This is a genomic window from Mycobacterium sp. FW102-FHT13B02, from assembly GCF_058790275.1.
Map to the genome: position 1 here is coordinate 310373 of NZ_JBYTCM010000006.1, position 17949 is coordinate 328321.

16 protein-coding genes are annotated in these 17949 nt (G+C 66.2%); 5 read left to right on the top strand and 11 right to left on the bottom strand.

What is annotated here, in order from left to right:
- Positions 1-97 precede the first annotated feature (97 nt).
- Positions 98-1123: a non-homologous end-joining DNA ligase gene (gene ligD, locus AC3WTE_RS13505; RefSeq protein ID WP_492438137.1), complete on the bottom strand. Its 1026-nt coding sequence runs from the start codon at positions 1121-1123 to the stop codon at positions 98-100.
- A complete protein-coding gene (locus AC3WTE_RS13510) occupies positions 1123-2199 on the bottom strand; it encodes an ATP-dependent DNA ligase (RefSeq protein ID WP_492438139.1) in 1077 nt (358 codons plus the stop codon). Before AC3WTE_RS13510 ends, ligD begins: the two co-directional genes overlap by 1 nt.
- Before the next feature lie 58 nt (positions 2200-2257).
- Between AC3WTE_RS13510 and gluQRS the strand changes: the two genes are divergently transcribed.
- Positions 2258-3145, top strand: a complete 888-nt coding sequence (gluQRS, locus tag AC3WTE_RS13515) for a tRNA glutamyl-Q(34) synthetase GluQRS (protein ID WP_492438141.1) — start codon at positions 2258-2260, stop codon at positions 3143-3145.
- A gap of 69 nt (positions 3146-3214) precedes the next feature.
- Here the strand turns inward: gluQRS and AC3WTE_RS13520 are convergent, their stop codons facing one another.
- Genes AC3WTE_RS13520 through AC3WTE_RS13530 form a run of 3 tightly spaced genes read right to left on the bottom strand, consistent with a single transcriptional unit; the run spans position 3215 to position 6549 of the window.
- Positions 3215-4054, bottom strand: coding sequence for an SDR family NAD(P)-dependent oxidoreductase (locus tag AC3WTE_RS13520; RefSeq protein WP_492438142.1), 840 nt, complete (start codon positions 4052-4054; stop codon positions 3215-3217).
- 20 nt (positions 4055-4074) lie between these two features.
- The gene (locus AC3WTE_RS13525; protein WP_492438144.1) at positions 4075-5304 is read right to left on the bottom strand and encodes a cytochrome P450; all 1230 of its coding nucleotides are present in this window, start codon (positions 5302-5304) and stop codon (positions 4075-4077) included.
- A 57-nt stretch (positions 5305-5361) separates the two neighbouring features.
- Positions 5362-6549 carry an FAD-binding domain gene (locus tag AC3WTE_RS13530; protein WP_492438146.1) on the bottom strand — a complete coding sequence of 396 codons (1188 nt, stop codon included), beginning with the start codon at positions 6547-6549 and terminating at the stop codon, positions 5362-5364.
- Between the two features lie 41 nt (positions 6550-6590).
- Between AC3WTE_RS13530 and AC3WTE_RS13535 the strand changes: the two genes are divergently transcribed.
- Positions 6591-7187 (top strand): TetR/AcrR family transcriptional regulator, encoded by a 597-nt coding sequence (locus AC3WTE_RS13535; RefSeq protein WP_492438148.1) that lies wholly within the window; start codon positions 6591-6593, stop codon positions 7185-7187.
- Here AC3WTE_RS13535 and tgt read toward each other — a convergent pair.
- Positions 7184-8407: a tRNA guanosine(34) transglycosylase Tgt gene (gene tgt / locus AC3WTE_RS13540; RefSeq protein ID WP_492438150.1), complete on the bottom strand. Its 1224-nt coding sequence runs from the start codon at positions 8405-8407 to the stop codon at positions 7184-7186. The genes AC3WTE_RS13535 and tgt overlap by 4 nt on opposite strands.
- A 181-nt stretch (positions 8408-8588) precedes the next feature.
- Between tgt and AC3WTE_RS13545 the strand changes: the two genes are divergently transcribed.
- Both AC3WTE_RS13545 and AC3WTE_RS13550 read left to right on the top strand, forming a co-directional pair.
- The gene (locus tag AC3WTE_RS13545; RefSeq protein ID WP_459367290.1) at positions 8589-9083 is read left to right on the top strand and encodes a lipoprotein LpqH; all 495 of its coding nucleotides are present in this window, start codon (positions 8589-8591) and stop codon (positions 9081-9083) included.
- A gap of 142 nt (positions 9084-9225) precedes the next feature.
- On the top strand, positions 9226-10758 hold the full coding sequence (locus tag AC3WTE_RS13550) for a PE-PPE domain-containing protein (protein ID WP_492438152.1): 1533 nt from the start codon (positions 9226-9228) through the stop codon (positions 10756-10758).
- A 158-nt stretch (positions 10759-10916) separates the two neighbouring features.
- Here the strand turns inward: AC3WTE_RS13550 and AC3WTE_RS13555 are convergent, their stop codons facing one another.
- From AC3WTE_RS13555 to AC3WTE_RS13565, 3 genes are all read right to left on the bottom strand, one after another.
- Positions 10917-12263 (bottom strand): APC family permease, encoded by a 1347-nt coding sequence (locus AC3WTE_RS13555; protein WP_492438154.1) that lies wholly within the window; start codon positions 12261-12263, stop codon positions 10917-10919.
- A complete protein-coding gene (locus tag AC3WTE_RS13560) occupies positions 12260-13150 on the bottom strand; it encodes a carbon-nitrogen hydrolase family protein (RefSeq protein ID WP_492438156.1) in 891 nt (296 codons plus the stop codon). The genes AC3WTE_RS13555 and AC3WTE_RS13560 overlap by 4 nt, the downstream gene beginning before the upstream one ends.
- Before the next feature lie 116 nt (positions 13151-13266).
- Positions 13267-14208 carry an extracellular catalytic domain type 1 short-chain-length polyhydroxyalkanoate depolymerase gene (locus AC3WTE_RS13565; RefSeq protein ID WP_492438158.1) on the bottom strand — a complete coding sequence of 314 codons (942 nt, stop codon included), beginning with the start codon at positions 14206-14208 and terminating at the stop codon, positions 13267-13269.
- Between the two features lie 122 nt (positions 14209-14330).
- On the opposite strand from AC3WTE_RS13565, the gene AC3WTE_RS13570 reads away from it, so the two are divergent.
- Complete coding sequence (locus AC3WTE_RS13570; protein WP_492438284.1) at positions 14331-14732, top strand: MarR family winged helix-turn-helix transcriptional regulator; 402 nt, start codon at positions 14331-14333, stop codon at positions 14730-14732.
- Positions 14733-14749: 17 nt separating this feature from the next.
- On the opposite strand, the gene AC3WTE_RS13575 is transcribed toward AC3WTE_RS13570, so the two are convergent.
- Both AC3WTE_RS13575 and AC3WTE_RS13580 read right to left on the bottom strand, forming a co-directional pair.
- The gene (locus AC3WTE_RS13575; protein ID WP_492438160.1) at positions 14750-16165 is read right to left on the bottom strand and encodes a phytoene desaturase family protein; all 1416 of its coding nucleotides are present in this window, start codon (positions 16163-16165) and stop codon (positions 14750-14752) included.
- A complete protein-coding gene (locus AC3WTE_RS13580; protein ID WP_492438162.1) occupies positions 16165-17931 on the bottom strand; it encodes a DUF3556 domain-containing protein in 1767 nt (588 codons plus the stop codon). Before AC3WTE_RS13580 ends, AC3WTE_RS13575 begins: the two co-directional genes overlap by 1 nt.
- Positions 17932-17949: the final 18 nt, after the last annotated feature.

Sequence of the window (17949 nt, forward strand, 5' to 3'; positions counted from 1 at the left end):
CAATCTACCCAGTGCATCGCTCCGGACCCCACGCGATCGTCAATAAACGTCGATGCAGGATCTCAGCGAACCCGATCCAGCAGTTGACCAGAACGTTCTAGGACTCCTTCAAGTCCCGGTCTTTACTCGGCTGCACCCGCTTCGGCTCTCCGGGCATCTTGGGGTAGTTCGGTGGGTAGGGCAGGTCACCCAGTCCGCGGTCCTCGTCGGCCTGCACCATCTCGAGCAACGGCGCCAGGGAGTGTGCGACTTCGTCGATGCCGGCCCACGGATCGTCGCGCTGCGCAAGCAGTTTCGGCACGGTCGCCATGGTGTAGTCATCGGGATCGGCGTCGGCGAGCTCGGTCCAGGACAGTGGCGTCGATACCGTCGCGATCGGCGTCTTGCGCACCGAGTACGCAGAAGCGAAGGTCCGGTCCCGCGCATTCTGGTTGTAGTCGATGAACAACCGCTCACCCCGTTCTTCCTTCCACCACGACGTCGTCACCGCGTCCGGCGCCCGCCGCTCCACTTCGCGGGCCAGCGCGATACCGGCCCGGCGCACGGCGATGAAGTCCCACTCCGGTTTGATCCGGACGAAGACATGCACCCCACGGCCGCCCGAGGTCTTGGGATAACCGGTCAGGCCGAGTTCGTCGAGAATCGGCTTGAGCACAGCGGTCGCGATCTCCCGGGCCTGCGTGAAGCCGGTGCCCGGCTGCGGGTCCAGATCGATGCGCAACTCGTCGGGGTGCTCGACGTCCGGGCAGCGCACCTGCCACGGATGCAGCGTGATGGTGCCCATCTGCGCAGCCCAGATGATGGCCGACGGATGCGTCACCTTGAGCGCATCAGCGGTGCGACCGGACGGGAACGTCACAGTGCAGGTCTCAAGATAGTCGGGATGCTTTGCCGGAACCCGCTTTTGGTAGATCTCTTCGCCCTCGATGCCGTCCGGGAACCGTTGCAGATGTGTCGGCCGGTCCTTTAGCAACGTGACCATCCGATCCGCGACAGCCAGATAGTAATCGACCATCGTGCGCTTGGTGCCCCGGCTTCCCAACTGCGGAAAGTACACCTTGTCGGGGCTGGTCAATCGGACGGCGACGCCGTCGACGTCGAGTTCTTCTGCGGCGCTTGCCATCAGCTATGCCCTTCCCCGTCGCTTCGCTCGCCCTGAGTCTCCAGTACGTCGTACACGTCGTAGTTGAGCGGCACGTCGAGTTGGTCGAACGTGCAGCTCTCCGGATCGCGGTCCGGCCGCCAGCGCCGGAACTTCACCGTGTGCCGGAATCGCCTGCCATGCACACTGTTTCCCTCCATCTGGTCATAGGCCACCTCGCACACCTTCTCCGGGCGAATCGGAATCCAGGTCTTGTCGGCGGCTGAATTCCAGCGGCTCGGCTCGCCGTCCTGGGCGTCACCCTTTCGTAGCGGCTCCAGCTCGGCGAGCAGCGCGATCCGGTCTTTGACGCTGAAAGACGCTGCGCCACCGACCATGTGGAGGTTGCCGTCGCTGTAGAGCCCAAGCAGTATTGACCCGATGCCTTCGCCGCTCTTGTGGATGCGATAGCCGATGGCGACGCAATCCGCATCGCGGGCATGCTTGACCTTGACCATCTCCCGCTTACCCGGCAGATAGGGACCGTCAAGCCGTTTGGCGATCACACCGTCGAGACCGGCGCCTTCGAAAGTGGTCAGCCAATGCGCACCCTGTTCCGGGTCCTCGGTGGTCCGCGTGACGTGGCACCACTGCTTCTCACCCACCAGCTCTTGCAGCGCGGCCCGCCGGACGCGAAACGGCTCGGCCAGTAGGCTCCGACTGCCGTCGGCCAGCGCGTCGAAGCCGATGAAGTGCGCGGGCGTCTGTTCGGCGAGCATCTGTACCCGGCTGGCCGCAGGGTGGATGCGCTGGCTCAGCGACTCCCAGTCCAGCCGGATGCGGCCGTGGATTTCCCGCGGCACCACGACCTCGCCATCGAGCACGCAGCGCGGCGCGACCTCGTCCCGCAACGCCGCGAGCAGTTCCGGGAAGTACCGGCCCAGTTCTTTTCCGTTGCGTGACTGCAGCACCACCTCGTCGCCGTCGCGGAACACCAGGGCCCGGAACCCGTCCCATTTGGGCTCGTAGGACCACCCCGCCTCATCCGGCACTTTCGCGGCGGCCTTGGCGAGCATGGGGTCTATCGGCGGCTGCACGGGTAGGTCCACAGTTTCCATAGTCACGTAGACCGGCGCGGGTGGGCAATCTCATCGCCCGGCGCGTTACATTGCGGTCGTGTCCCAGTCCCCCGCCGGCCGGTTCGCGCCGAGTCCGTCCGCCGACCTGCACATCGGCAACGTGCGCACCGCGGTGCTGGCGTGGTTGTTCGCGCGGTCCACTGGCCGCCGCTTTCTGGTGCGCGTGGAAGATTTGGACGATCGCACGTTCGCCGACGTGGCCCAACGGCAACTGGACGATCTGGCGTCCGTTGGACTGACTTGGGACGAACCGCCCGAATACCAGACCGCACACGAGGCCCGCTACCTCGCTGTCGTCGATGAGCTGACGGCACGCGGCCTGACGTTCGAATGCTTCTGCAGCAGAAAAGACATCCTGCAGGCGCCCCGGGCACCCCATGCACCCGAGGGTGCGTACCCAGGCACCTGCCGGAACCTCAGCGACGACGAGCGCGCCGAACGCCGCGCCGCGGGCCGCCCACCAGCTATCCGATTGCGTTCGGACACAAACGAATACACCGTGACCGATCTGCTGCAGGGCACGTACACCGGTGTCGTCGACGACTTCGTGCTGCGCCGCGGCGACAACGTGCCGGCCTACAACCTGGCCGTGGTGGTGGACGACGCCGCCCAGGGCATCGACCAGGTGGTGCGCGGCGACGACCTGTTGCCGTCGTCCCCGCGGCAGGCGTATCTGGCTGCGCTGCTGGGCTATTCGCAGCCCGTCTACGCGCACGTCCCGCTGGTGCTCAACGCCGACGGTAAGCGGCTGGCCAAGCGCGATGGCGCGGTGACGGTTTCGGAGATCGGACCGGAATCAGCGATGGCACAGATCGCGGCGTCACTGGGCTATATCGCCACCACACTCGACGGCATGCTGGCCGAGTTCGATCCAGCCAGACTTCCCCGCGAGCCGTGGATCTTCACAGTTGTCCGCCGAGAATGAGCTTGTGTGTCAATCTCGCAAAGGATCTGACACATCAGCTCAGTTTCGGCGTAAGACGTTGAGCAGGCCTCACACCCGGCGGGGCACTCCGAACACCTTGGCCAGCAAGAATCCTCGCACCGATGCCGGGATGTTCGTCATCAGCGCAGCCTGAAGCTTAGGCCCCCATCCGACGACATACCGCGGCTTGGGGCGCCGAGCGGTGAGCGCTTCCTCCACCACCGCAACGACTTTCGCCGGCTCTACGGCCATCTTCTGCGACAGCGGAATCATCTTCTTCATGCCCGCGATGTGCCGGCCGTATAGGGCATGGTGTGCCGGCGAGGTCGCGGCTTCCAGCTCGGCCACCATGTCGTCGGCCTTGCGCCACATATCCGTATCGGTCTGCGAGGGCTCCACGACCACGACCGGAACACCCCAGGGTCGCAGTTCGATTCGCAGTGCCTCGGCACCGGCTTCCAGCGCGAACTTCGACGCCGCATAGGCGCCGAGCATGGGCGCCGACAATTGTCCGTTGACGCTCGAGATGAACACCACCCGGCCACGGGACGCCCGCAACTTGGGCAGCACCGCCGCGGTGACAGCGAACTGACCAACCACGTTGACGTCCAACTGCTTCCGCCAGTCCGCGGGCGTCAGCGTCTCCACGGGGCCGGCCACCACGATGCCCGCATTGTTCACCACCGCATCCAACCGGTCCGGCAGAGCCGCTGCCAGTGCGTCGACATCGTCTTCAGAGGTGACATCGAGGATCACAGCCGAAATCCGTTGCGGGGCCATGGCCACGACCGCCGCGGCGTCGGCTTTGGAGCGCACCCCGGCGATGACATCCCACCCGGTCGCGGCGAGATGCTGGGTGATGGCCAGCCCGATGCCGCGGGCGGCACCGGTGACGAGAACTGAAGGCATACGCGCGAGCGTAGCCGGGATTAGACTGTGACCGGCAGGGTGGCCAGACCCCGCAGCGTCAGGTTGGGCTTGTAGACGGGCTCGCCCGCCAATTGTGCGTCGGGGAAACGCGCGGCCAGCGCCGAGAGCGCGACGGACGCCTCCAGCCGCGCCAGCGGCGCACCGAGACAGAAGTGCGGGCCCTTGCCGAAGGCCAGGTGCTTGACCACGGCGCGGTCCGGGTCGAATTCGCCGGGCCTGTCGAACGTTCGCGGATCGCGCTGCGCGGCAGCCAGCAGCAGCATCATGATGTCGCCCCGCGGCACGGCGACGCCACCGATCTGGATGTCCTCGACGGCGACTCTGCTGGTCAGCTGTACCGGCGGGTCGAAGCGCAGCGTCTCCTCGACGATCGTCGACGCGCGCGCGGGATCGGCCGCCAACTCCGCCCAGTAGCGCGGGTGCCGCAGCATGGCCAGCGCCGCGTTGGCGATCAGATTCACCGTCGTCTCATGCCCGGCGATCAGTAGCAGGTTGCAGGTCGCCACGATCTCTTCGGAGGTCAACTGGTCACCGTCCTCTTCGGCGGCGATCAGCGCGGAAATCAGGTCCTCACCCGGCGAACTGCGGCGCTCGGCGATCAGATCACGCAGATACCCGCGCAACCACAGCCCGGCCTCCATCAAATCCGTATTGTCCTCGGCCGTCCCGTCGTTCACCGCCACGAACGGATCCAGTCCGTGGGCCAAGAGCGCCGAGGCTCGGCTGAACTGCGGCTCGTCGGCCATCGGCACCCCGAGCAGCCGGCAGATCACCGCGACCGGCAACGGATAGGCCAGGTCGGCCACCACGTCCATGGTGCCCGTGACACCCTCGAGCAAGCCGTCCACCATGGCCACGATGTCGGCCTCGAGCGCCTTGATCACTTTGGGCGCGAACGCCTTCTGCGCCAGTCCGCGCAGCCGGGTGTGGTCCGGCGGGTCGAGGAACAGGAAGCCCGGTTCGCCGAACGGCCGGGCCTGACGCTGTCCCGCGGCGATCTGCTTCTGCGACACCGTCGATTTCAACCTGTCGTTGGCGGACGCCGGGTGCCGCAGCACCTCGTCGCACTCGGCGAAGCCCGGAAACACCACCACGTTCGCGTCGGGCAGCGCCAGCGGACCAGCGTCGAGGAATCGCTCGTACAGCGGGTATGGGTCAGCGCGGTTGCCTGGATCCATCAGTCCCAAAAGCAGCGTCTGAGCATCCATCACACCGGGTCCAGCAGTCATCCCGCCATTGTGCACTCGTCCGCATCGGTGCAGGTGGCTCCGTTGAAGCGGCCGTATCTACCACGCGTAGCCGGGCAGGCGCAGATCGTCGCGCAGTTGGCGCTGCAGCACCCAGTCACCTATATAGGGCTGCGACAGCAGCTTGCTCATCCGGTTGCGCAGCCACACTCCACCGGAGGTTCGCGGCGCGAACACCGAGGCAAATTTGTAAGCGGCCCGCTGCTTGCGGGCGATGAAGGGCCGCAGCGTCTGGTGATACCGCGCGAAGGCGCCGGGATAATCGGAGCCGGCGCGGTGCAGTTCGCCTGCGAGCAGGTAAGCCTCGAGCATGGCCAGGCCGGTGCCTTCCCCGGCCAGCAGTGATACTGCCGCGGCGGCATCGCCGATCAGCATTGTCCGGCCCTTGGACCAACCGTCCATCCGGATCTGACTGACGCGGTCGTAGTAGAGATCGTCGACGCGATCCAACGTGTCAAGAATCTGCGGACACTCCCAGCCCGCGTCCCGGAATACGTCGCGCAGCGTTGCTTTGGCCTCGACCGGACTGTTTGGCTCGGTGCCGCCGTCGATCTGATCGGCGGTGAAGACGAACAAGAAGACGGTGCGGTCCCCGCGCATGGCGAACCGGCTCACCATGCGCCCCGGCAACCCGTACGAGACATAGGTCAGTTCGTCACGCGGCCGGTAATCGTGCGCCTCGAATGCCGCCACCCGGTATCCGAGATCACGCTCGAACGTCGAGTCCGGGCCAAAGACCAAGCGGCGCACCGGTGAATGCAGCCCGCCCGCACCGACCAGGAGATCGAACTCTCGCGACGAACCGTGTTCCAAATGGAGCTGCACAGCTGCGTCGTTTTGGTCGACCGCGGTGATGGTGTCGCCGAAAATCGTCTCGACATCGCCGTCGATGGCGTCGTAGATCATCGCCGCCAGCTCGCCGCGCGGCAGGCTTGCGAACCGGCCCCCCAGTACTCGGCGGAAGCCGGCGGTCGGGAACCCACCGACCCTGCGGCCCTCCCGATCCACGAGGCGCAGCTCGTCGATTGCGTATCCCGCGGTCCCGATCTGACCGGCCAGCCCCATGCGCTCAGCGATGTCGAATCCCACGCCCCAGAAATCGATGAGGTACCCGCCGGTACGCAGTTCTGGCGACCGCTCGATCACCGTCACCTCGTGGCCGCTTCGGCGCAGCCAGTAAGCCAATGTCGGGCCGGCGATCCCGGCGCCGCTGATAGCGATTCTCACGTCGAGGCCCTCCCTCTGCTATATGGGACTATTATTCCATGATGGACACTCAGATACCATATGAGTCGACGGGCCGGCGCAGCCAGAAATCGCGCACCCGCGCCGCGCTGGTGGACGCGACCCGCGAGCTGCTCGCTCGGGGTCAACTACCCACCGTCGAGGATGCTGCCCACGCTGCCGACATCTCCCGCACCACCGCGTATCGGTATTTCCCGAACCAACGTTTGCTGCTGGCCGCGGTACACCCGGAACTCGACATGCCCTCTCTGCTTCCCGAGTCCGCACCCGAGGACCCCAGCCGCCGATTGGAACTCGTCATGCGCGAATGCATGCGGATCACCATCGAGTGGGAGCCGGAACTGCGCGCCGCACTGCGCCTTTCCCTCGAGCCCCACAATGCCGAACTGCCGGAGCTGCGCCGCGGCCACGCCGTCCCCTGGATCGAGGACTCGTTGAGCCCCCTGCGGCACAGCAACCCGGACGTCGATGTCCACCAGCTCGCTCTCGCCATCCGCGCGGCAACCGGCATCGAAGCGTTCGTCTGGCTGGTCGACGTGGCGGGCATCAGCCAGGAACAGGCCACCGAAATGCTTTGCCGGACAGCACAAGCCATCCTGGCAGCCGCCCTGTCCGACTAGCTTCGGTAGTAACGCCCCAGCACATGGTCCCGCAGCTCGTCGAACTCCCCCGCCCCGATCGCGGCCCGGATCTGGTCGACGAGCCGGATGATGAACCGTTCGTTGTGGATGGTGCCCAGCGTGGCCGCCAGTATCTCCTTGGCCTTGAACAAGTGGTGCAGATACGCCCGGGTGTAGTGGGCGCAGGTGTAGCAATCGCATTCGACGTCAATGGGATTGAAGTCGCGCTTGAACCGCGCGTTGGTGACGTTGAAGCGGCCCGTCACCGAATACATCGCCGCGTTGCGGGCGACCCGCGACGGTGACACACAGTCGAAGGTGTCGGCGCCGGCCTCGATGGCGGCGAACAGGTCGTCCGGCTCACTGATGCCCAGCAGGTGCCGGGGTTTGTCGGCGGGCAGTTCGTCCGTCACCCAGCCGACGATCGTGGCCAGGTTCTGCTTCTCCAGCGCGCCGCCGATGCCATAGCCGTCGAAGCCCCGGCCGTCCTCGTCGACGATTCCGACCAGCCCCTTGGTGGCCTGCCGGCGCAAATCCTCGTACTGCGCGCCCTGCACCACTCCGAACAGCGCCTGGGCAGGCTTGCCGGCGCGTTCGATGCTCAGTCGCCGGTGTTCGGCCAGGCAACGCTCCGCCCACCGGTGCGTGCGTTCCACCGAACGTTCCTGATAAGCGCGGGTATTCACCAGCGTGGTCAATTCATCGAAGGCGAAGATGATGTCCGCACCGAGCTGGTGCTGAATACCGATCGACACCTCGGGTGTGAAGCGATGCTCGTCGCCGCTGCGGTGCGAGCGGAACGTCACCCCGTCCTCGTCGACGTGCGCGAGGCGCTCTTTTCCTTCGGCAATGATGTCGTCGGCCTGCAAGCGGGCCGTGTCCATGGCCAGCACCTTCTTGAAGCCCACACCGAGCGACATCACCTGGAAGCCACCACTGTCCGTGAAGGTCGGCCCGGGCCAGTTCATGAAGGCGCCGAGACCTCCCGCCTCGTCCACCACGTCGGGACCGGGCTGCAGGTACAGGTGGTAAGCATTGGCAAGAAGTGCCTGCGCCCCAAGGGATTTCATGGTCTCCGGGAGAACGCCCTTGACCGTGGCCGCGGTGCCGACGGCGATGAACGCCGGGGTCTGGATGTCACCGTGCGGGGTATGGATGACCCCGGCCCGGCCACGCCGGTTCGGCAGTTCGGCGGTGACTTCGAAGTACGGCTGACTCACCGCTGTATTCAATCAATTCCCCGGCCGGACGCCCGAATGCCCGCCGACAACACGGAAACAAACAGGTCAGGACCATTATGGGGATTTTCTGTGAATCCCATGAACAGCCGGGTGGCGAACCCCATAATGCACTGGATGACCCGCCGATCGCGACGGTTCGCAACTCAAAGGAGCACAAGTTATGAAACGTGGTTTGGTTGTCGCCGTCGCCGGCGCCGCGGTTCTGGCCGCCGGCCTGACCGGCTGTTCCAAGGACGACAAGAAGTCGTCTTCCGGCTCGTCGGCCACCGCGTCGGCTTCGGCTTCGTCGGCTGCGGGTAACTCGAGCGCGGGCTCCGGCACCGCGAAGGTCAGCATCGACGGCAAGGCCCAGGACGTCCAGGGCCAGATCGGTTGCACCACGGCAGCCGGCAATGTCGTCATCGCCATCGGCAACGCCTCGGGCGGCCTGGGTGTCACCCTGACCGACGCCGACCCGCCAGTCGTCAAGACCGTCGGCCTGGGCGCTGTCAACGGCGTCACCCTCGGCTACACCGACGGTGTCCCGGGCGGCGAAGCCAAGGCCACCAAGGACGGCAAGACCTACAAGATCAGCGGCACCGCGACCGGGGTCGACATGGCCAACCCGATGGAGCCCACCAAGAAGCCCTTCGAGATCGAGGTCACCTGCCCCTAGCAGGTACCCGCACACAGACACGGGTGGTGTTCCGGTTGCCGGAACACCACCCGTTCTGCATTCCGGCGGAACTTGCAAATTCCCCTCTAAAGCCCTGGTCACGGGAGTAACGTCCGATTCACGCCTAGTCGGGGGAACGTCGATGTCAGTTCAGATATGGCCGACCACCAGTCCTGCCGCTCGCGGTGTGCCGCGCGTCTTCCTGTTGTTCGCGACGTGCTGCGCGCTGCTCTTGGGACCCGCCACCAACATCACCACGGGACTGATCGTCGGCTTGATCCACACCTCGTCGGTCGTCGGCACCGTGATCGGCATCGGTGGGCGCGGCGACCCGACGTCGGCCAACATTCCCGCGAAACTCAACGGCACCGTCGTGCCGCCGGGCTACGTCTACGACCCGATCAACTACCCCGCGTCAATCCAGCTGTCGGCGAGCACTGCCATCTCGGGCCCTAAGACCTACAACCAAATCCTCACGCAGACCACGCCGATCATCGTCGCCGGTTACTCGGAGGGCACGCTGGGCGCCGAATTCGCGAAGCGGCAGCTGCTGGCCAACAACACCGGTCCCATTCCTTCGCAGCTGTCGTTCCTGATGATCGCCTCGCCCTTCGCCCCCAACGGCGGCATCTTCGCGCGGTTCCCCGGCATGAGCGTGCCGTTCATCGTGAACAACATGGGCCCCGCGGTGCCGTCGGCCTACAACAGCACCTACATCACCAACGAGTACGACCCCTACGCAGATTTCCCGGCGTACTTCAATCCGCTCTCCCTGGCCAACAGCCTGCTCGGTGTCATGTATGCGCACCCGGACGCGTACTACGACTCGTATATCCCCGGCACCACGCCGGCCATCACCACCACGGTGACCAACAGCGCAGGCGGACAAGACACCTACGTGTTCATCAACAATCCCGACCTGCCGCTGCTGGTGCCCCTGCGCATCGGCGCCGGCGCCATCGGATTGACGCCCGTGGTCAAACCACTGCTGGACGCCGTCGAGCCGCTGCTGCGCGTGCTGGTCGACATGGGCTACACGGACCGGGCGAACCTGAACCCGGCGAAGAACACACCGTTCTCGTTGTTCACTCCGCTGTCCCGGATCATCGAGACGCTCCAAGCGATCCCCGGCGCGCTGCAGGAAGGCGTCAACAACTTCATCACCGATGTGCGGTCGGAACTGCACCTGCCTCCGCTTGCCGCCACACCGGCAGTCCCTCCGCCCGCTACGCCGCTGAACGCGTCGGCCAAGAAGGCCGCCGCCGTGGCGCCGGTGGCAGCGACTGCCGAGGACAAGCCGGCGGTCCCGGAACAGAAGACGGCGACCATCCAGCCGACGGTAGTCGCGAGGGTCGACGGGAAGACGGATGCCAAGACCGGCCTGTCGATCGAGCAGTCTTCGGTACCGTCGACGTCGAACACCGACCAGAAACCGGCGGGGTCCGCCGAGCCGCAAGTGAAATCACCGGCGCCGCAAGCAGATCCGGACGCGCCTCCGGCCAAGTCGACCAAGCCGAAGAATGATCCCGACGCGTCATCGGCGAAGGTGACGAAGCCGAAGAAAAAGAAGGACACACCCGGCGCGGACGCCGACACCCCGAAGGCGAAGCCGGAGCCGAAGGCCGGCGCGTCCGATGCCGGGCAGACCACTCACTCGGAGAAGTCGGCCGCCTGACAGCCGCCCGCTGGCGGCCATGCGTACAGATCGCGATCCCCCGCTAATCGCGATCTGCCCGCACTTTCAACGGCAGTGATCCGACTCTCAGCAACCACCGAGGAGTACTTTACATACCTTTGGTCTTGAATTGCGATTTCGGCGGCAGCCGCGCACGCCTACTCAGCCAGTGACAGTTCCGGCGGCGGGACGCGCAGGCCACGGGTGAGGACCAGGAGATACACCACACCGGCGCACATCCAGATCACCCCGAGAATCAGTGCGGCACTGCCGAGTTGGGTGAGCAGGTAGACGTCCACGACCGCGCCGATCAACGGAATCACCACGTACGTCAGCGGATTCAGTTGTTGTTCGCCGCGATGCCGCACGAAGTAGCCGATCACCGACACATTCACCAGCGTGAAGGCCGTGAACGCCCCGAAGTTGATGAACGACGTCGACGTGGCGACGCTGAGGAACACCGCACCCAGCCCGACCAGCCCGCACAGCACGATGTTGAAGACGGGCGTGAAGAACCGCCGCGAGAGCCGGCCGAAGAATCGCTTGGGCAACACCGAGTCTCGGCCCATGGCATACAGCAACCGGGACACACTGGCCTGCGCTGCCAGGCCAGAGGTGAACTGGCCGATGATCAGCCCGGCCACGAAGAACGCGGCGAACAGCGCCCCGCCGATGGTCCGCGCCGTGTCCGCGGCCAGCGAATCGGCGTTCGAGAATGTGCCGCCGGGCTGTACCAGCGTCAGGATGTACGCGACCGCCACGAAGACCACCCCGCCGATGACAGCGACGAGCATGATCGCGCGCGGGATGTTGCGCTGCGGATCCTTGGTGTCCTCCGTGAGCGTGCTGACGGCGTCGAACCCGAGAAAGGAGTACGCCGCGATGGCCGCGCCCGCGGCGATCGCGGGGAAGCCACCGGTACCGCTGAACGGAGTGACGGACAGCAGCGAGCCACCGCCATGGTGGGACACCATATGAGCCACCGCGAAACCGACGAACAGTGCGATCACCAGGAACTGCAGAGCCATCAGAACGAGGTTGGCCTTGTCTGCCACCTTGAGCCCGATGATGTTCAGCGCGGTCGTCACGACGATGAACACCACGATCCACACCCACGCCGGCACCGACGGAAACTCACCGGTCAGGTACGCGGCGCCGATCAACCAGATGACGAGCGGCAGGAACAGGTAGTCGAGCAGGATCGTCCAGCCGACCAAGAATCCGAGCCGCGAATCCAGGGCCTTGCGGACATAGGTGTACGACGAGCCCGCAACCGGATAGTGCACCGACATCTTCGCGTAGCTCGCGGCCGTGAACAACATGGCGACGGTGGCCAGCAGATACGAACCGGCACTGGCGCCCGCGGACGCCTCGGCGATCACGCCGAAGATGCCCAGGACGATGATCGGCGCCATATACGCGAGGCCGAACAGCGTCACGCCGCCCAAGCCGAGTGTGGCGTTGAGGTGGCCGGCCTCGACGGGCTGCTGGGCGGTTTCGGTCATGAGCGTCCTTCGCGGTTTACATACTGGGGCTGCCACCGCTGGTGAACCAGCTGGCCACCGTAGGCGGGCAGATCGATCGGGTCATCATCGGCGTGCAACTGCTCCCACACCCGATTGACCCCGGCGGTGCCGTGGGTCCGCACCGCGGTCACCCGGTCGAGGTCGATCGTCAGATACGTGACCTCCGGCTCGGCATGGGCCGCCTGAGCGAGCACCTCACCCTCCGGTCCGACGTAGATGCTCTGCCCTCGCCCGAGTGGCCCGGCGGCGTTGACGCTGAGGTAGTAGATCTGATTCGCGATCGCGTTGGCGCGGGCGAGGACCAGCTCCTGCTCGCGGTCGTCGGACGTCGTCTTGACGATGTTGAGGACGACCTCCGCACCGAGCCACGCGATCTGCCGGGTCGCCTCGGGGAACCAGCTGTCGTAGCAGATGTTGACGCCCATCCGGCCGACACCAGGCACGTCGAAGGCCGTGAAACCGGCACCAGAAGCCCACGGCTCGTAGGGGCGCCAGGGGAACACCTTGCGATACGACGAGACCAAACGACCGTCGGGATCGAAGACGACAGCGGTGTTGTACACCCGGCCGTCCTCGCCGCGCTCGGCGATCGAACCGGGCACCAGCCAGACGCCGGCGTCCGCGGCCACTGCGGCGAGAGCCTGCACGAGCGGGCCGGTGAGCGGCTCGGCGACAGCGTCGAAATAGGACCGGAGATCGTCGCCGCCGTCGCTCGCACCCAGCAGGTGAATCTCGGGGAACACCACCATCTGGGTGTCCGGGCGCTCGGCGAGGATCGTCGCGAGGTCAGCAGCCAGCTCGGCCACCGGATCGTCGCCCTGTAACGGACTGGCCTGGGCGAGGGCGACCCGCCATTGTCGACTCATCTCACCTCACCGTCGGCGGTCACGGCCTCAGTGTGCGCCAGGACACATCAGCAGCGCTCGGACAATCCGGGGATTTTTCGGGTGACTTTTCGACATTCCGTACATTTGCGCCGGACTCAGCGCGGGTGCGCGGCGAAGAACTGCCAGATGGTGTCGGTCGCGGTCAGCGCGGTCGACGGCGGCGGCAGGTCGCCCAGCCGTTGCGCCAGCGGGCTCGGCACCCCGCCGGGCCATTGGTGGCCGGCACCGGCGATGCTGATCAGCTCGACGGTGCGCCCACCGGGACAGTCGGCGGTCTGCGTTGTCACGGTGCCGGCCGTGGACGTCGCGGGCGCCCCGCAGCCGTCGATGCCGCGCCACGTCGCGTTCACCGCAGGCACCGACGGTCCGTCGACATTCGGCGCGCCGGCAATGGTCTTCGCCTTGCCCGGCCCGCCGTCGAAGGGCACCCGATCGTCGGCCGTGCCGTGAATCTGCAGCAGCGACGTCGGGACGGCTCGCGAGCAGTCGGTCAGCAGTGTCCCCGCGACAGGAGCCACGGCGGCGAACAGGTCAGCCTGGCAGCCGAGGCGCAGCGCCATCATGGCGCCGTTGGACATGCCGGTGACGTAGATGCGGGCAGCGTCGACGGGCACCTGCGATTGGACCGCGGCGACCATCGCGGTGATGAACCCGACATCATCGATATCGCGGTTCTTCGGTACGCCACAACAGGTTCCGGCGTTCCATGCGCGATCCATGCCGTCGGGGTAGGCAACCAGGAACCGGTTGGCATCGGCTTGGCCGTCCCAGTTGTAGGCACGCTCGGCCTGCGCTCCGTCGCCGTAGCCGCCATGCAGCATCACGACCAACGGTGCCGCGCCGCCGAGCCCGGCAGGCCGGTACAGGTGGAAGGTCCGGGTCAGCCCGCCTGCCCGCACCGAGTGGCTCGACTGGCCGACGGGTATTCCGCTTTCCGGCGCACCCGCCGCATGTTGTCCGCCGACACAACCGCCGATCATCGCGACCACGCCGACAACGAGCACGCCCAACAAGGCCTGTCGCACAGACTGGAACATGTCATACATCGTGCACTCGCCCCAATCGATTGACAAGTAACTTGTCAATTAACAGTTGGTGGGACACTCAGTCGGTGGCGGACGCATCCTCTGATACCGGCTGGCAGCCGACGACGCCCGCCATGTTGCACATGGTCGCGGGCCTCGCCGCACCACGGTTGCGGGCAGCATTCGAGGATGCCGGCCTGACGGGCATCCGGCCGGCGCAGGCGGTCGCGCTGGTGCCGTTGGCCGGCGGCCCGCTGCATGCCTCGATGTTGGCTGACCACCTCGGCGTCACCAGGCAGGCCGTGGCCCAGGCAATCCGGGCTCTGGAGCCGCACGGCTATGTGACCAGGACCCGCGACCCCTCCGACGCCCGGACGTTGCTCATCGAGCTGACGCCGCTAGGTAGGCAGGCACTGGCAGTGATGCGCACCAACGCCATTGCGATCGAGGCCGATTGGCGGAAGGTTCTGGGCCAACGGCGCCTGGCCGACCTTCGTGAAACCCTGCAGCTGCTCCTGACGCACCAGAATTTCTGATGAGCTAACAGCGTGGGCTACCTGGCGAGCCGAGCCAGTGCCACAGCAGCGGCGTTGGCGCCACACATGCCGTGTCCACCCGGGCCCGGCGGGGTGGACGCCGAGCAGATGTACATCCCGGGGACGCCGATGGTGTACGGCGACAACGTGGTCCGCGGACCGAAGGCCAGCTGGCGGATGTCCTTGGCGCCGGTGTTGATGTCACCGCCGACGTAATTCGGGTTATAGACGGACATTTCGGTGGTCGACCGCACGGCGTGCCCGACGATGCGATCGCGGAACCCGGGAGCGAACCGCTCGATCTGCGCGATCATCGCCTCGGTCGCGTCGCCGCCGTAGCCGCCCGGCACGTGGGCATAGGCCGAGACCGGGTTGATGGTGCCGACCGAACGTTGCGGGTCAGCCAGGTACTGCTGAAACGCCAGCACAAAGGGGCGCTGCGGCATCCGGCCCGTATGAATATCCCGTTCGGTCGCGGCGATCTCGGCGAAGTCACCGCACAGGTGGACGGTGCCGGCCTGGCGCGCCGCCGCGTTGGTCCACGGCACATCGCCCTCCACCGCGAAGTCGACCTTGAAAGCACCTGGGCCGTAACGGAACCGATCGAAGGCGCGGCGCACCCGCGTAGGCAGCCGATCCCCCAGGATGCCGGCGACGGCGGTGGGTGACAGATCGAAGATGGTGATGTCGACGGGCGGCAACTGCGATGCCGCGGTGATCCGCACGCCTGTCTCGATCTTGCCGCCCAGCTCGGTCAGCGCCGCTTCGAAGGCATCGGTGATCGACTGCGATCCCCCGGCGGCCACCGGCCAGCCGTTGGCATGCCCAGCGGTGATGATGCCCAGCCCGATCGCGGAGGTGAGCGGGCGGTGCAGCGGTTGAAAGGTGTGCGCGGCAACGCCGCCGAAAAGCGCGCGGGCCTGCGGCGTACGGAACACGCGCGCCAGTGCGGCGGCGGGCAGCACCGTCGGCGCGCCGAACCGGGCCAGCCCCAGCGGATGGCGTGGCACCCGCAGCAGCGGTCCCATGATGTCCTCGGACAGGGTGTCGAACCGGCGCGACGGTCCGCCGAACAGCATCCGCCACCGCGACCCGTCGACCCCGAGCCCGGTCGCGGTGGTCTCGACCGAGCGGTAGAGGGCCCCGGCGGAGCCGTCGTCGAGCGGGTGGACGCAATCGATCTCGGTCCATTTCCACTGCAGGCCATATCGATCCAGGCCGAGGTCCTCGATGAACTTCGAGCCGGCAGCCATCACGTGGATGGCGGCGCAATCGTCGAACACCAGGCCCGGCAGGATGTACTCGCTGGAGCGGATGCCGCCGCCGATCCGGTCGGCGGCCTCCAGCACCGTGACGTCGACCCCCGTGGCAGCCAAGGCGATGGCGGCGGCGAGCCCGTTGGGCCCGGCGCCGACCACAACCGCGGTGCTCATCAGTGGCTGACCGTGGCACGCCGCCAGGTGACGTTGAGCGGGATCGGCCCGTTGGGCAGCCACGGCTGCTCGTCGACCAGGTCCTTCACGTTCCAGGTGCCGCGCTCGATGACGCCCAGTGCCGCATCGATCACCTTGTACTCCTGAGTCATCTTGTGGATCGGCTGCGATTCGACCCAGGCGATGACGAACTCGCCCGGCTCGAACTGCGCCTCGGACTGGATTGCCCGGATCAGATCCTCATTGTGCAGGTGACCGTCGCCGAAGTTGAAGCCGATGATGGTGTTGCAGGACATCTCGCCTTCGCGGACCACGCGAGTGTCGATGTCGGGCAGGCATGTCAGCAGCACGGAGTACAGGCCGCGTCCCTGGCTGTGCATGGCCCGCCACGCCGTCACCTGCTGAGTGAAAACCTCGGCGGTGATCGGGTCCCAGCCGAACTCGACGTACTGGTCGGCGGAGTTGGGCGACGACCGCGTCACGCGGTTGAGCTTCTGCTCGGCACCGGGCGTGAAGGTCCACACCGCCGAGGCCCAGTTGCCGGCGTACTGGCGCATGGCCGGCAGGAACGACACCAGGTCAGGGCGCAGGTTCCCCAGGATCGGGAAGAACGACAGCGCCGCGGCGAGCACGATGGCCAGCCAGCCCGAGTTCATGTCCCACACCGCGTAGCCGTCCCCATTGGGGAAGCCCAAGAATAGGAAGATGGTGGCGTAGGCGAACAGCACGTTCCACTCCACCGGCACCGCCAGCGGGAATGTCGAGATGATGAACAGGTGGAAGCTGACCATGATGGCGGCGGCCGCGATCGACAGCCACGGCCACGGCGAGAACAGAAGTGCCAGCGGCGCAGCGATTTCCACGATGCTGCCCGGTCCATGCGCCATGAAAGTGGCGAGGTGTGACGGACGCAGGTCCTCAGGGAAGTTGCGGTAGTGGGCCCGCTTGAGCCACTTGAACGGAATCGCGGGGCTGTTGCTCACCATCGGCGGAATGACGCTGGTGAAGTGCAGGCCGAACTTCGAGACGCCGGCCCAGATCCAGACCGTGCCGATCAGCAGCTTGCCGGCGATGATCATATTCACGAACGGCAGCGTGGCGAAGAAGATCAGCGCCGGCAGATACTGCTCACCGCGGCCGGCCAGGAAGATCGTCTTGTCCCGCAGCCCGATCAGCACGAACAGGATGATCGGCGCGACGAACAGGGTCGGGTTGACCAGTCCGGAAGTGTTGCCCGGCAAGGCCTTCGACAGTGATTCGCTGGGCACCCCGGGCAGCACCATGGCGGCGAACACGGTGGCCATCAGGGCCAGGTACACGATGATGTCGAACCAGGTGCGCCGGTCGCCGTTCGTGAATGGCACTGCCTTCCACGGCCGCAGCCGAATGGTGTTGGGCTTGGCCCAGAATCGGAACCCGCCCGTCATCGGCTTGGTCTTGCCGGCCAGCGGACCCCAGGAGCCCGCGAACCCGACGAGTTCCAGCAGGACGGTCCACAGAATCACCTTCTGGTACACGATCGGCTGGTTCCACCACTGCGACACGTGCCAGAACGCAGGCAGGTGCGACGTCCAGGTGGCGATCGCCACGCCACCGATCGCGTAGAAGAACACGAGCTTGACGACGTACAGGACGTGGATCATGCGCGGTGCGCCGTAGCCCTCGTCCACCCATTTCAGGCACATGATGCGCAGCCGCTCCCGCAGCGGCATCCGGAGAAACTCCTCCAGGTCGACCTTCGGCAAGGTCGGTTCGATGAATCCCATGACGTGAGCTCCTTTGCC